Annotated in this window: 13 protein-coding genes; 9 read left to right on the forward strand and 4 right to left on the reverse strand. The window is 68.3% G+C overall.

The annotated features are described in order from the left end of the window. The first annotated feature begins 21 nt into the window (after positions 1 to 21). The gene (locus FDA38_RS07100) at positions 22 to 738 is read left to right on the forward strand and encodes a hypothetical protein (RefSeq protein WP_233714570.1); all 717 of its coding nucleotides are present in this window, start codon (positions 22 to 24) and stop codon (positions 736 to 738) included. Here FDA38_RS07100 and FDA38_RS07105 read toward each other — a convergent pair. Further along, complete coding sequence (locus FDA38_RS07105; RefSeq protein WP_137253230.1) at positions 735 to 1,523, reverse strand: polysaccharide deacetylase family protein; 789 nt, start codon at positions 1,521 to 1,523, stop codon at positions 735 to 737. The genes FDA38_RS07100 and FDA38_RS07105 overlap by 4 nt on opposite strands. A 129-nt stretch (positions 1,524 to 1,652) precedes the next feature. On the opposite strand from FDA38_RS07105, the gene FDA38_RS07110 reads away from it, so the two are divergent. From FDA38_RS07110 to FDA38_RS07130, 5 genes are all read left to right on the forward strand, one after another. Beyond that, entirely contained in the window at positions 1,653 to 3,470 is a 1,818-nt protein-coding gene (locus FDA38_RS07110; protein WP_233714571.1) for a bifunctional metallophosphatase/5'-nucleotidase, read from the forward strand. A gap of 414 nt (positions 3,471 to 3,884) precedes the next feature. Then, positions 3,885 to 4,574 (forward strand): FadR/GntR family transcriptional regulator, encoded by a 690-nt coding sequence (locus tag FDA38_RS07115; RefSeq protein ID WP_233714572.1) that lies wholly within the window; start codon positions 3,885 to 3,887, stop codon positions 4,572 to 4,574. 11 nt (positions 4,575 to 4,585) lie between these two features. Beyond that, positions 4,586 to 5,314 (forward strand): creatininase family protein, encoded by a 729-nt coding sequence (locus FDA38_RS07120; RefSeq protein WP_170989610.1) that lies wholly within the window; start codon positions 4,586 to 4,588, stop codon positions 5,312 to 5,314. Between the two features lie 93 nt (positions 5,315 to 5,407). Further along, positions 5,408 to 6,328: an alpha/beta hydrolase family esterase gene (locus tag FDA38_RS07125; protein ID WP_137253233.1), complete on the forward strand. Its 921-nt coding sequence runs from the start codon at positions 5,408 to 5,410 to the stop codon at positions 6,326 to 6,328. Further along, positions 6,325 to 7,857 carry an AbgT family transporter gene (locus tag FDA38_RS07130; RefSeq protein WP_137253234.1) on the forward strand — a complete coding sequence of 511 codons (1,533 nt, stop codon included), beginning with the start codon at positions 6,325 to 6,327 and terminating at the stop codon, positions 7,855 to 7,857. The genes FDA38_RS07125 and FDA38_RS07130 overlap by 4 nt, the downstream gene beginning before the upstream one ends. Here FDA38_RS07130 and FDA38_RS07135 read toward each other — a convergent pair. Together FDA38_RS07135 and FDA38_RS07140 are read right to left on the reverse strand one after the other, a co-directional pair. Then, positions 7,850 to 8,428 carry a nicotinamidase gene (locus tag FDA38_RS07135; protein ID WP_137253235.1) on the reverse strand — a complete coding sequence of 193 codons (579 nt, stop codon included), beginning with the start codon at positions 8,426 to 8,428 and terminating at the stop codon, positions 7,850 to 7,852. The genes FDA38_RS07130 and FDA38_RS07135 overlap by 8 nt on opposite strands. A 75-nt stretch (positions 8,429 to 8,503) precedes the next feature. Then, complete coding sequence (locus FDA38_RS07140; protein ID WP_137253236.1) at positions 8,504 to 9,283, reverse strand: SDR family NAD(P)-dependent oxidoreductase; 780 nt, start codon at positions 9,281 to 9,283, stop codon at positions 8,504 to 8,506. A gap of 137 nt (positions 9,284 to 9,420) precedes the next feature. Between FDA38_RS07140 and FDA38_RS07145 the strand changes: the two genes are divergently transcribed. Beyond that, the gene (locus FDA38_RS07145) at positions 9,421 to 10,572 is read left to right on the forward strand and encodes a cation:proton antiporter (protein ID WP_137253237.1); all 1,152 of its coding nucleotides are present in this window, start codon (positions 9,421 to 9,423) and stop codon (positions 10,570 to 10,572) included. Then, positions 10,569 to 11,606, forward strand: a complete 1,038-nt coding sequence (locus tag FDA38_RS07150) for a DUF2252 family protein (protein WP_137253238.1) — start codon at positions 10,569 to 10,571, stop codon at positions 11,604 to 11,606. Before FDA38_RS07145 ends, FDA38_RS07150 begins: the two co-directional genes overlap by 4 nt. On the opposite strand, the gene FDA38_RS07155 is transcribed toward FDA38_RS07150, so the two are convergent. Then, positions 11,595 to 12,743 (reverse strand): NAD(P)/FAD-dependent oxidoreductase, encoded by a 1,149-nt coding sequence (locus FDA38_RS07155; protein WP_137253239.1) that lies wholly within the window; start codon positions 12,741 to 12,743, stop codon positions 11,595 to 11,597. The genes FDA38_RS07150 and FDA38_RS07155 overlap by 12 nt on opposite strands. A 95-nt stretch (positions 12,744 to 12,838) precedes the next feature. On the opposite strand from FDA38_RS07155, the gene sigJ reads away from it, so the two are divergent. Beyond that, positions 12,839 to 13,696 (forward strand): RNA polymerase sigma factor SigJ, encoded by an 858-nt coding sequence (sigJ, locus tag FDA38_RS07160; RefSeq protein ID WP_137253240.1) that lies wholly within the window; start codon positions 12,839 to 12,841, stop codon positions 13,694 to 13,696. Positions 13,697 to 13,747: the final 51 nt, after the last annotated feature.

Raw genomic sequence — 13,747 nt, forward strand, 5'->3', positions numbered from 1 at the left:
GTTTGTGGGATTCTTTCCTCTGTGAGTGAGGACGGGGACACGTCGCAACAGGTCGTGGAAGAGGTTTCACCGGAGCCGGAGTCGGGCGAATCGCCGGAGGTGGAAGTGCAGATGCCACTGCACGACCCGGAGATGCCCTTTGTCGTCGGCGTCGATCGGGACGCGGTGGTCCGCCGGCGCGAGGTGGTCCGGACCGTGGAGCGTCGCGGTGCCTGGATCACGCTGGCGATCGGCGTGGTAGGTATCGCGGCCGCGCTCTACGCGCTGCTCGCGTTCCGCGGTTCGGGGATGTGGCCGTTCGCGATCTTGTTGATCGTGGCAATGATCCCGCTGGTCCTCAGCACGGTGATGGTCTACCGGCTGCAGGCCGAGCGGCAGCAGTGGTACGACACCAACGAGCTGCAGCCGGTCGCGATGCGGATGTCGCTCAAGGGACTCGAGCTCGCGTGCGACGGAGCGGCGTACCCGGTCGTCCTGCAGTGGCAGACCGTCCGCGGCTTCCGGCAGCAGAAGCTGCTCGGTCAGTACGTCCTCGACCTCGACCTGGTGCCGGGGGTGAGCGCGACCACGGCCGGTGTCCGTGGCCTCGACCAGGCGCCGGTCCGCAGCGTCGTCAAGCCCAATCCGCTCCTACGCCCCACCGGTCTCTTCCTGGTGAAGGCGCTGGACCAGCCCGTCCACATCATCGACGAGGCCATGAAGCACTTCTCCGGCGGTACGGCGCAGGTCCGGCGCTAGCAGGGCAGCGAGCGGTAGGTGTAGCCGAGCTTCGTCAGTTTGGTGAGTGCGCTGTCCAGGGCCGCGACGGTCTGGGAGCGGTTGCCGCCGCCGTCGTGCATCAGGATGATCGCGCCGGGGCGGGCCCCGGACATGATCGCGTGCTCGATGTGGGCGACGCCGGGCTTCTCCCAGTCCTCGGTGTCGACGTCCCAGAGGACCTCGTGCTGGTGGTACGCCGCGGCGATCGCGTGGATCTTGTCGTTGGTAGCGCCCTCCGGCGGGCGCAGGCACTTCGACTTGATGCCGCCGGCGATCTCCTGCCGCACTTTCGCGTCCGGCAGACGGGTCAGCGTCTTGTGGTCGTACGTGTGGTTGCCGACGTGATGCCCGGCGGCGCGCTCGGCCGTGACCAGCTCCGGGAACTGCGCCACCTGGATCCCGATCACGAAGAACGTGGCCTGCGCGTGGTGCTTCCGCAGTACCTGAAGGATCTTCGGCGTCCACTCGTGCTGCGGGCCGTCGTCGAACGTCAGGTACAGGACCTTGCCGTTGTCGGTCAGGTTCCAGTCGTCCGCCGGTGGCTTGGGGGCCGGCGGCTTGACGGCCGGCCGGGTGGGTTTGGTCGACGACGACGTGCCTCGCTTGGACGTGGTCGACGTACTCAGGAGTCCGTGAGTGGGCGCCTTGTCGACGGGTTTCGCGGACGTGGTCGCGTGTTTGGACGGACTGGCGGCTTGGGCTAGGACGGCACCGCAAAGCAGGGCGGCGACCAACGGCAGGAGTTTGCCGGGCGGCTTGGTCATGCACGGCATCCTCTCGCGTCGCACGGTTCATCGAGGCACCGGGTCACCCGTAGGGTGGGCTCTCGTGCCGGAGATCCCGGCGGCAGACCAGTGAGGCGGCTGATGACGAACAGCGGTGAGCGTACGACGATGACCAGACGGACCCTGATCGGCGGAGCATCCGCCCTGGCCGCGGCCGGGTTCACGGCCGTCCCGGCGTACGCCGGCGGAACCGGACACGGCCGGAGTGTCCGCTTGAGCGTCATGGGCACGACCGACCTGCACGGCAACGTCTTCAACTGGGACTACTTCAAGAACGCCGAGTACGACGACTCCGCGCACAACGACATCGGCCTCGCGAAGATCTCCACGCTCGTCACCGCGGTCCGGGACCGCATCGCCGCGGACCGGCACGCGCCGCGTCCGCTGCTGCTCGATGCCGGCGACACGATCCAGGGGACTCCGCTGGCGTATTACTTCGCCAAGATCGAGCCGATCACCGGTGGTCACATCCACCCGATGGCGGCGGCGATGAACCGGATCGGGTACGACGCGGCGGCGCTCGGCAACCACGAGTTCAACTACGGGATCGAGCTGCTGCGCAAGTTCCAGCGGCAGCTGCGGTTCCCGCTGCTCGGGGCGAATGCGCAGGACTGGACGACGGGGCTGCCGGCGTTCCCGCCGTACGTGCTGAAGCGGGTGCACGTGCCGGGCGAGAAGCCGATCACCGTCGGCATCCTCGGCCTGACCAACCCCGGCATCGCGATCTGGGACAAGGCGAACGTCGAGAACAAGCTCAAGTTCGGCGGGATCGTCGAGCTGGCCAAGGTGTGGGTGCCGCGGGTGCGCAAGGCCGGTGCGGACATCGTGATCGCGTCGGTGCACTCGGGGATGGATCTCTCCTCGTCGTACGGCGATGCGCTGCCGTATCCGGAGAACACGTCGGTGCTGCTGGCCGAGACCGTGCCTGGGATCGACGCCGTACTCGTCGGGCATGCGCATCTGGAGATCCCGGAGCGCCTCGTCACGAACAAGACCAGCGGCGAGCAGGTCGTGCTGAGCGAGCCGCTGAAGTGGGGCATGCGGCTGTCGCTGATCGACCTCGACCTGCAGAAGGTCCGCGGTCGGTGGAAGGTCGTCAGCCGGCACAGCCAGGTGCTGAACGCGAACACCGTCGGCGCCGATCCGCGCGTGGTTGAGCTGCTGCAGAAGGATCACGAGAAGGTCGTCTCGTATGTGAACTCGAAGATCGGCACGTGCACCGAGGCGATGTCGGCGGCTACGGCTCCGTGGGAGGACACGGCCGCGCTGGACTTCGTCAACTTCATCCAGGCTGATGCGGTGTCGAAGGCTCTCGTGGGTACGCCGCAGGAGTCGCTGCCTGTGCTGGCGATCGCTGCTCCATTCAACCGGGCGGCTGCGATCCCGGCTGGGGATGTGTCGATCCGCGATGTGGCTGGGTTGTACATCTTCGACAACACGCTGCTCGCGGTGACGATGACGGGGGCGCAGGTGAAGGCGTACCTGGAGTTCTCGGCGGCGTACTACAAGCAGGTGACCGGGGCCGGGCCGTTCCCGTCCGACCAGGTCACCAACGCGCCGACCTCGACTGCGCCTGGTGGAACGCCGGACTACAACTACGACGTCGTCGGCGGTCGGACCAAGCCCCTCACCTACAAGATCGACATCGCGAAGGCGGTCGGGGCGCGGATCACGGACCTTTCGTACGACGGGGTCGCGGTGGCGGCCGACCAGCAGTTCGTCGTCGCAGTGAACAACTACCGCCAGTCGGGCGGAGGCAACTTCCCGCACGTCTCCACGGCGCCGGTCGTCTACAACCGCCAGGTAGAAATCCGCCAACTAATGATCGACTACGTAACCGCCACCGGCTCGGTCGACCCCAACACCTTCCACACAGTCGACTGGTCCCTAACCTCAAACGGCACCCCCATCACCGTCACCAGCTAGCAGCCAGCCCATCGCGGCGCCACGCGCGGCTCGTGGGAATGTGGTCGAGCCCTCGCGGTGCTACGCGCGACTCCTTCGTCGCCGTGCTACGCGCCGCCCCACCCACCCCCGGGCTTATCGCCCGGAGCATCCCTTCCGGCTATCGCCGGGGTGCCCGGCTATCGCCGGATCTTCCGGCTGCCGCCGGGTCTGCGGCTGCCGCCGCGGGTGACCGCCTCGTCGGCGCGCCTACACGTGCTCGGCGACGCGGATCGGGCATCGGCGAGGGAGCCACGCAGCACCGCGAGCATGGTCGATCCGCGCGGTGCTTCGCGTGGCTCACACCCGCCCCGGGCTTATTGCCCGTGCATCCCCCTCAAGCCACCGCTGGCTGTGCTCTTGACCGGGGGAGAGACTAAGTGATTTAGTCAGTTTGTGACTTACTCAGCGGCTGAGGTGCCGCCCAGCCTGTCTGACCGGTTGACCGAGTCGATTCTCGGGATCATCCGGGATGGTGGGTTGGGGCCGGGGGATGCGATTCCTTCTGCGCGGGAGTTGGCGAAGCGGTTCGCGATTACGACGCCGACGGTGCGGGAGGCGTTGCGGAAGTTGGAGGCGACGGGGGCGGTCGAGTTCCGGCACGGGTCCGGTACGTACGTCGGTCCTACGATCAACAACGTCGTACTGGCGAATCCGCACCGCCCGCCGATCACCAAGGACTCGGTGCTGCAGCTGATCAGCGCTCGGCTCGTACTCGAGCCGGCCGTCGCCGCCCAGTCCGCGGTGGCCCGGCAGCCTGAGAATCTTGAACGCCTGGAGGCCGCCGTCACCAACGCGCTCATCCCGCCCGGCGGTCCGGCATTCGCGCTAAACTTTCACGTCGAGCTCGCCGCCGCGTCCGGGAACCCTTTACTGCAAGAGGTTCTGTCGTCCCTGCTGAAGGTACGCGTCCGCGAGCAGCAGCAGATCCGTGCGCTGTACGACAACCGTGAGCGCGACCACGAGGAGCACCAAGCGATCGTCGAGGCCGTCCGCGCCCAGGACGCCGCCGAGGCCGAGCGCCTGACCCGCGAGCACCTCGACAACATCCGCCGCGCCATCGAGTCCGCCCCGGAGTGGTCATGAACCTCGCCGAGATGACGACCGATGAAGCGCTCGTCGCCGTACGCCGGTCCCCGCTGGTGATCGTGCCGGTCGGGGCGCAGGAGCAGCACGGCGGCGGGATGGCGATGTCGACCGACACCGTTCGCGCGGTCGGCGTGGCCGAGCGGGTCGCGGAGCGGTTGGACGGTCGCGCGGTGATCGCACCAGCTGTCCCGTACGGCGTTTCGCCGCACCACATGGCGTTCGCCGGCACCATGACGTTGTCCCCGGCAACGTTCATGCAAGTACTCCGGGATGTCGTCGCCAGCCTGCACGAACACGGCTGGCGCCGGTTCCTGGTGATCACCGGGCACGGTGGGAACAACGCCGCCCTGTCCGTACTCGCGCAGGAGTACGTCCGCAGCGAGCTCACGTTCGCGTGGACCCCGGTCACGTCCGTGGTGTCGGACCTGATCACAGGAGTCAGTGAGGTACACGGTCACGCCGGCGAGGCGGAGACCGCGCAGATGCTGTACCTGGCCCCGGACCTCGTCCAGGCCGATCGCCTGGAGCCGGGCGCCACCATGCTCGACGAACTGACCACGACGGCCCGGCTGTCCCGGCAGTCGCGCGGACCGCGGCTGTCCGTCGGGTTCGACGCGTACCACAAGCGTGGCGTACTGGGTGACCCCCGTCGCGCCACCGCCGAGGACGGCCGTCTCCTGGTGGAGACCGCCGCCGACCGGATAGCCGCCTTCGCCGACGAGCTGCTGTCGGCCTGACGTCGTACCACCCCGAACGCTGGACCTTCGCTCAGGGAGGTCCAGGCGCGAGCCTGCCCGCCCGCAGGCCGCATGCCCGAGGAGGCACCCCTGATGAACCTCGCACGCCCGAAAACACTCAGCGCGCTGCTGGCGTCGGCGGCTCTGGTGACCGCCGCCACCACGTTGCCCACGGCAACCGCATCGGCCGCGTCCACCACGCCCGGCTGTGGCAAGCAGGCCGCCGCGAGTGGCGACTACACCGTGCAGAGCGGTGGTCTGACCCGCACCTACCGCCTGCACGTGCCGAACAACTACAAGAGCTCCAAGCCTGCCGAGCTCATTTTGGTCTACCACGGCCGCGGCAAGACCGGTGCCCAGACCGAAGCCTTCTCCGACCTCTCCAAGCTCGACGCGATCGTTGCCTACCCCAACGGTGTGATCGGCGACGAGGACAAGCAGGCCTGGCAGGGCGCGCCGTACGCCGCCAAGGGCGTGGACGACGTGAAGTTCACCGCCGATCTGCTGGACGACCTCGAGTCGAAGTACTGCGTCGACACCCGCGCCGTCTACGCGACCGGCAAATCCAACGGCGCCGGCTTCACCGGGATTTTGGCATGCCAAATGGCTGACCGGTTCGCGGCGATCGCTCCGGTCTCCGGCGCGTTCTACATCCAGGGCACACACTGCGCGCCGAGCCGTCCGATCCCGGTCCTCGACATCCACGGCACCGGCGACACCACGATCCCGTACGGCGGCGACGGCGAGCGGGACTTGCCGAGTATCCAGACCTGGGTCCGCGACTGGACGGTCCGCGACCACTGCAATCCCGATCCGAAGACGAGTCAGCTCGGTGACGACGTACTGAAGTTCACGTACAAGGGCTGCAAGGCTGACGTCGTACACGTCGCGGTTACCGACGGCGGCCACAGCTGGCCGGGCTCGGACTCCACGTCCGGACCGGGCTACGTGACGCAGACATTCGAGGCGCACGAGCTGATCGGTGCATTCTTCAAGGCGCACAAGCTCTCATGAGTACGACGACTGAGACGAGGGAGCTGCCCCGGCTGGTCCGGGCGATGGCTGTCATCGAACGGGTCGGGAACGCGTTGCCGCATCCGTTCTGGCTGTTCTGGATCCTGTCCGCGATCCTCGCCGTCGTCAGCGCGATCCTGTCTGCCCTCGATGTGTCAGTGCTCTCGCCCAAGGACGGCAAGGAGGTCGCCGTACAGAACCTGCTGTCCGGCGACGGGCTGCAGATGGCGGTCTCGACGGCGATCTCGAACTTCGCCGAGTTCCCTCCGATGGCGACGATCGTGGTCGTGATCATGGGCGTCGCGCTGGCCGAACGGACCGGATTCCTGCAGGCGCTGATGCGGGTCAGCGTGTCCCGCGTGCCTACGTCGATGGTGGTGTTCGCGGTCGCGTTCGCCGGCACGATGGCGCATGTCGCGTCGGCCGCGGCGTACATCATCCTGGTGCCGCTGGGCGGGCTCGCGTTCCGCGCGGTCGGTCGGTCGCCGATCCTCGGCATCGTGGTCGCTTACACGGCGATCGCATCCGGGTACGACGCGAGCCCGATCCCGACCCCCAACGACGCGATCTTCGCCGGCATCACCACCGCGGCCGCGAAGACGATCGACCCGAACGCACACGTCTCGGTGTTGTCGAACTGGTTCTTCAACATCGCGTCGTCGGTCCTACTGGCGCTGGTGATCACGCTCGTCACGCGGCTGGTCTTGAGCAAGAGAACCGACCTCGACGCCGACCCCGACGCGCCAGGTGACGATCCGGATCAGCTGGCCGTTTCAGTTGCCGAGCGCAAGGGTCTGCGCCGGGCCGGCATCGTGTTCCTGGTCGCGGCGGTAGCGATCGTCGCAGTACTGCTGCCGCACGATTCACCGCTGCGGGGCAAGGACGGCAGCATCGTCGACTCGCCGTTCCTGGACGGGATCGCGGTGGTCGTCGCCGTACTGTTCGGCCTCGTCGGCATCACGTACGGCGTGACCGTGAAGGCGATCGAGCGCGCGGCCGACGTACCGAAGCTGATGGCCGAGGGAATCAAGCAGATGGCGCCGGTCCTGGTGCTGTTCTTCGCGATCGCGCAGTTCCTCGCGTACTTCGACTGGAGCAACATCGGCGATCTGCTGTCCGCGGAGTCGGCGCGCTGGCTCGGCGATCTCGGCGCGCCGAAGGTGGTGATCTTCCTCGGCATCCTCGCGCTGCTCACGGTCATCAACGTGCTGGTGACCAGCGGCTCGGCGATGTGGTCGCTGACCGCGCCGATCCTGGTGCCGATGATGCTTCTGCTCAACGTGCCCGCCGAGACCACGCAGGCGCTGTTCCGCATCGCCGACTCGGGCTCGACGGCAATCACCCCGATGAGCCCGTACTTCGTGATGGCGCTCGGCTTCCTGCAGCGCTACCGAAAGGACGCCGGCGTAGGCACCCTCGCGTCGTACACCGTGCCGCTCGCGGTCTCGATGACTATCGCGTGGACCCTGCTGTTCCTGGCGTGGTGGGCCCTTGGCATCCCACTCGGCCCGGGCGCGCCCGTCAGGTGACGTCGACGCCGGCGGCCCGGAGATCCGTCAGGGCCTGTTCGGTCGATGAGGGTGCGACGCCGGCGGTCAGGTTGATCAGGACCGTTGTGCCGAAGCCCTCCTTGCGGGCGTCCAGCGCCGTCGCGCGGACGCAGTAGTCCGTCGCGATGCCGCAGACGTCGACGTCGGTCACGCCCTTGCCGCGCAGCCAGTCGGCCAGGGCGTGACCGCCCTCATGGGACTTTCCTTCGAAGCCTGAGTACGCCGCGGCGTACTCACCTTTGTCGAAGATCGCGTCGAACGGTTGCGGGTCCAGGTTCGGGTGGAAGCTGACCCCGTCCGTCCCGGCCACGCAGTGCCGCGGCCAGGAGTGGACGAAGTCGGGTTCCTTGGAGAAGTGGTCGCCGGGGTCGATGTGGTGGTCGCGGGTGGCCACGACGTACGCGTACTGGCGTTCGTCGGGCTCGGCCTCGTGCCAGTGGTGGAGGAGTTCGCCGATCCGGAACGCGACGTCGGCCCCGCCGGCGACGGCCAGGCTTCCGCCCTCGCAGAAGTCGTTCTGCACATCCACCACGATCAGTGCCCGGGCCATCGCGACGCTCCTTCATCGGGGGAGTTCCCTCTGCCCACGGTACAAGCGTCAACGCCGTCCGGCTGGGATTGCGAGTTATGCGGGCAGCAGGGTCCCGCCGGTCACGCGCAGGATCTGGCCCTGGATCGCCTTGGTTCGCGGTGAGGTGAGGAAGAGGATCGCGTCCGCGAGCTCGGTCGTCTCCGGCAGGTGCCGGGCGCTGAATCCGGCCGCGATCTGCTCCAGTGCGGGCTGCGGTATGACCCGGTGTGCGCCGTTCTCCAGGGTGATTCCGGGCATGACGACGTTGACGAGTACGCCGTCCGCACCCAGGTCGTGCTGCACACTCGCGATCAGCCCGTGCAGCCCTGCCTTGGCCGCGCTGTACGGCCACGACCCGGGCAAGCCACGCTCGGCGAGGTCCGTGGAGATCAGCACCAGCCGCCCGTGCGCGGACCGCCGCAACGCCGGTGCCACCTGCTGCACCAGGTGGTAGTTGCCCTCGAGGTTGGCCCGCATGATCGGCACCCACCACTCGGCCGGCCCGTCCTCGACCTTCGTCGGCCGGTCGTGGAACCCGGCGTTACCCCAATCGACCGCGTTCCCGACCACAGCATCGAGCCCGCCCCAGTGCTCCACCACAGACGCAACAGATGCCGCAATCGTCTCGGGCGCGGAGAGATCCATGGGTACGACGTACGCCGTACCGCCCGCCGCCTCGATCTCCTCGGCGACCGCCTCGGCAGCGTCCTTGCGCGAGTTGTACGTGATCGCGACCCGCGCCCCCTCGGCGCCGAACGCGATCGCCGTCGCCCGCCCGATCCCCGACGACCCGCCCGTCACCAGCACCGCCGCGTCCTTGAATCCCAGGTCCATGACCCGTCCTTCCGGTATTTGTTAGTCGGCTAAGCAGAAAACTTAGCCGACTAACAAATCGAACGCAAGCCGCTGACGTCCGCCGATTCTCAGCGTTCCGGGAGCACAATGGCGCTCTCTGTGGGAAAGGAGCTGCGGTGAGCTTCACCATGCTGGCCGTGGTGGTTGCGGTCGGGTTGATCGGTCCGCTGCTGGCGCTGCCGCGCGGCTGGCACATCCCGGTCGTGCTCGGCGAGTTGCTGGCCGGCGTCGTCCTGGGCAAGACGGGTTTCGGGTACTTCGTCGCGTCCGACGACAAGTTCACGTTCCTCGCCGACATCGGGTTCGGGCTGGTGATGTTCGTTGCCGGGACCCACGTTCCGGTCCGCGACGAGAGCCTGCGCAAGGCGATCCGGCCCGGGCTGCTCCGCGCGGTGGTGACCGGCATCGTCGCGACCGGTCTCGCCTATGCCCTGAACGCGGTCTTCGACACCGGGCACGTCGCGCTGTACGCGGTACTGATGGCGTCCTCGTCCGCGGCGCTGGTCCTGCCGATCGTCGACTCGCTCGGACTGGGCGGGCGGCCGGTGGTCGAGTTGCTGCCCCAGGTCGCGATCGCCGATGCCGCGTGCATCGTGGCGCTGCCGTTGGCGATCGATCCGCCGCACGCCGGCCGGGCGGCGCTCGGTGCGCTGGCGGTCCTCGTGGCCGGCGCTGGGGTGTACGTCCTGCTCAACTGGGCGGAGCGGTCCGGCGCACGGCGTCGGGCGCACAAGGTGTCGGAGGACCGGCAGTTCGCGATCGAGCTGCGGGTCAGTCTGATCGTGCTGTTCGCGCTGGCCGGTCTGGCGACGGCGACGCATGTCTCGATCATGCTGGCCGGGTTCGTACTCGGGCTCGCGGTGGCCGCGGTTGGCGAGCCCCGGCGGCTGGCGCGGCAGTTGTTCGCGTTGACCGAGGGTTTCCTCGGGCCGGTGTTCTTCGTCTGGCTCGGGGCCTCGCTCGATCTGCGGGAGCTCGGCACGAAGCCGGAGTTCATCGGCCTCGGCGCCGCGCTCGGTCTCGGTGCCGTGATCAGCCACCTGTCCGGGATGCTGACCCGGCAGCCCCTGAGTCTCGGTGTGCTGGCGTCGGCCCAGCTCGGGGTCCCGGTGGCGGCGGCCACGGTCGGTACGACGTTGCACGTCCTTCAGCCGGGGGAGCCGTCCGCGCTGATCCTCGGTGCGCTGGTGACGATCGCGGTCGGCGTTGTGGCGGCTGGCATCGCCGTACGACGTGGTCTGGTCACGCCGAAGCCGGTGTCGGGGTGACGGCCGATCCGGTGGCGGCGACCGCGGCGTACGAGCGCTGGCTCGCGACCCGGATTCCCGTGGTGGCAGAGGATCTCGAGCTCAAACATCGCGAACTGGCAGCGGATCCGCTGCGCTTCCTCCGTGGCACGTACTACCTCTGGCTCGAGCGCGTCGCCGAACTGGCGCCGGCGTTGCTGGACGGTCCGCAGGTCCCGGCCGTCGGCGACCTGCATGTGCAGAACTTCGGGACGTGGCTCGACCATCGCGGCGTACGGCGCTGGGGCGTCAACGACCTCGATGAACTCGCCTGGGGCTCGCCCGCACTCGACCTGCTCCGGCTGGCGGTCTCCGCCGTACTGACCCCGCAGGTGACGATCAGCCCGAAGCGGATCTGCCGCCTGCTCCTCGACGCGTGGTCCACGACCAAACCGGGCCGCGCCGTCGATCTGGCCGATCCGAAGGCCGAACATCTGCGGGCGTTGGTGCCGAAGCAGACTGATCCGGAGAGGTACTACGACAAGCTCCGCGCCGGCCCGCCCGCGGATCCGTCGGTCCTGCCACCCGGGGTCCACGCGGCCATCAAGATCGCCGACGCCACCTGGCATCAGCGCCAGGCCGGCACCGGATCCCTCGGGCATCCGCGAATGGTTGCTGTCGGCAAAGACATTGCCCGGGAGGTGAAGGTCGTCGGCCCGCCGACCTCCGACTACGTGCGGGTCGGAGCGCAGCCCGACGACCTTCTCTACGGCCGGGTCCTGAGCGCCGTTCGCGGCCCGGACCCCATGCGCCGCATCGACGGCTGGCAGCTCCGCGCCCTGGCCCCGGACGTCGAACGCATCACGATCGAGTCCCTCCGCCCGAGAGCCGTCGAACTCGTCCTGACCTCGATGGCCCGAGCCGCCGCCGACGTCCACGGCGTCATCCCACACCACCTCCACGACGCCCGCCGGCACCTCGAAGCCCTCCCGGCCGTCTGGCTCCTGGACGCCACTCGCCGACTCGCCGACGACACACGAGCCCGGTACGACGAGTACACCCGCTCACGTAGTTGACACGCGCGGCCCGCCCTTCGGCCACCCCATGGAGCCCGGGTCGTGGGCCTCGCGCCGGATCCTCTTCTCGATGACGAACTTGCAGGCGGTCTCCTTGATCACCGCGCCGAGTCGACCGGCGATGTAGAGGTTCACCGCCGTGTCGTCCTTGCGAGCAAGCTGCCTGATCCCGGCGTGCCGGCCGAGACTCACGCACGCTCCCGTGAAGGCGAGGTCGAGCGCTGCCGGTTCGGTGCCCGCGATGCGACTCAGCACGGTATTGGCGGCCTGCGCCCCGAGCGGCCCAGCGGCGTACGTGCTCATCCGCAACGGCCGACCCGACGGCGCAGCCGCATCACCGGTCGCGACGATGCGATCGTCGTCCACGTTGGTCAATGTCTCGTCGGTCAGTAGCCGACCAAGCGTGTCGGTATGCAGTCCGCTCGCAGAAGCCAACTCCGGTACGCCGAAGCCCGCAGACCAGATCGTCAGCGCACTCTGTCGCACCACTCCGTCTGACAGCACGACCGCATCAGCCCGCACCTCGGTAACCCTCTCCGCCTCGAGTACTGCGACCCCGTGCCGAGCCAGCCACTTCGCGATGTACCGACGACCCTGCGCGCTGAAGGTCGGCGCCAGCTTCCCACCACCGACCAGCGTGACCTTGCGTCCTTGTTCAGCCAGTTCGGCAGCCGTCTCGATACCGGTCAACCCACCGCCGACCACCGTCACCGGAGCATCGCCAGGCAACTGGTCCAACCGGCCGCGCAGGAGTTGCGCAGGCTCGTACTCCGCGATGTCGAACGCGAACTCCGCCGCACCAGGCACCGACAGCGGAATCGCAGCCTTACTGCCGACCGCATAGATGAGGTAGTCGTAGTCCAGCGCTGCGCCCGACGCCAGCCGCACTCGGCGGCCCGCGGTGTCGATGTACGTCGCGCTGTCCACGACCAACCGGATGCCCTCGCCGAGCAGGGTGCCGTAGTCGATCGTGGCGTCGCCGGTCCGCGCGACGAACTGGTGCAGCCGGATTCGTTCGACGAACTTCGGGCGAGGATTGACCAACGTGATGTCGACATCCCCGCGCATCCGTAGGTGGTTCGCCGCGAGTGTTCCGGAGTACCCGCCGCCGATGACGACGACCTTGTGTTCAGACATGGTGAGTGTTCCTCTCGTTGTTCTCACCAGTCCGACCAGCGAGTCCGTCGGAACGTGAGGCCTCACATTTCGCCGCGCTGTGTTGTCGTACGGGCATGAACGAACGGCGCCAGCTGATGAATCTCGCCTACCGCCTGCTCGGCTCCCTGGCCGATGCCGAGGACGTCGTCCAGGAGGCGTACGCCCGGTGGTACGCCATGTCCGCGCAGCAGCGGGACGCGATCGCGTCGCCGGGCGCGTGGCTGACGACGGTCACCAGCCGGCTCTGCCTCACCCTGCTGTCGTCGGCCCGGGTGAGGCGCGAGACGTACGTCGGGGAGTGGATCCCTGAGCCGCTGCCGGAACCGACAAGCCTCGATCCGGCCGACCGGGTCACGCTCGACGAGTCGGTGAACATGGCGTTCCTCGTCGTACTCGAGTCGATGACACCGGCCGAGCGCGTCGCGTTCATCCTGCACGACGTGTTCCGGTACCCGTTCGCCGAAGTCGCCGAGATCGTCGGCCGCAGCCCGGCGGCCTGCCGTCAGCTGGCCTCCTCGGCCCGCCGCCGCATCCGCGACTCGCAGGCGCCCGCGACGCCGGCCGCCCGGCAGGCGCAGATCATCAGGGAGTTCAAGCAGGCCTGGGAGGCCCAGGACATCGAGGCTCTGGTCGGCCTGCTCGACCCCGATGCCACCGTGGTCGCCGACAGCGGCGGCCTGGTCAGCGCCGTACTCGGGCCGATCGAGGGGGCCGAGCGGATCGCGCGCTCGATGCTGAAGTTCGCCGGCAAGCTCCGGGAGTTGACGATCGTCGAACGGACGGTCAACGGGCAGCCCGGGCTGGTCGCGCAGCAGGACGGCGTGACTGTGACGGTGTACGCGTTCGAGGTCGTCGGGGACCGGATCAAGCACATCTGGGGTGTCCGCAACCCCGGCAAGCTCCGGCCCTGGTTTCGCGACAACGTGAGCTGACAGTTACTGTTTGACGGCGCATTGTCACCGAGTCATGGGTCGGCATCTTCC

This window comes from Kribbella jiaozuonensis, assembly GCF_005233875.1.
GTDB lineage: Bacteria > Actinomycetota > Actinomycetes > Propionibacteriales > Kribbellaceae > Kribbella > Kribbella jiaozuonensis.

Excerpts from the sequence above, each read along its gene's own strand:
- FDA38_RS07155 (WP_137253239.1), bottom strand. The coding sequence starts at position 12,743 with ATGTCTGAACACAAGGTCGTCGTCATCGGCGGCGGGTACTCCGGAACA.
- FDA38_RS07125 (WP_137253233.1), top strand. The coding sequence starts at position 5,408 with ATGAACCTCGCACGCCCGAAAACACTCAGCGCGCTGCTGGCGTCGGCG.
- FDA38_RS07130 (WP_137253234.1), top strand. The coding sequence starts at position 6,325 with ATGAGTACGACGACTGAGACGAGGGAGCTGCCCCGGCTGGTCCGGGCG.
- FDA38_RS07110 (WP_233714571.1), top strand. The coding sequence starts at position 1,653 with ATGACCAGACGGACCCTGATCGGCGGAGCATCCGCCCTGGCCGCGGCC.
- FDA38_RS07105 (WP_137253230.1), bottom strand. The coding sequence starts at position 1,523 with ATGACCAAGCCGCCCGGCAAACTCCTGCCGTTGGTCGCCGCCCTGCTT.
- sigJ (WP_137253240.1), top strand. The coding sequence starts at position 12,839 with ATGAACGAACGGCGCCAGCTGATGAATCTCGCCTACCGCCTGCTCGGC.
- FDA38_RS07140 (WP_137253236.1), bottom strand. The coding sequence starts at position 9,283 with ATGGACCTGGGATTCAAGGACGCGGCGGTGCTGGTGACGGGCGGGTCG.
- FDA38_RS07120 (WP_170989610.1), top strand. The coding sequence starts at position 4,586 with ATGACGACCGATGAAGCGCTCGTCGCCGTACGCCGGTCCCCGCTGGTG.
- FDA38_RS07135 (WP_137253235.1), bottom strand. The coding sequence starts at position 8,428 with ATGGCCCGGGCACTGATCGTGGTGGATGTGCAGAACGACTTCTGCGAG.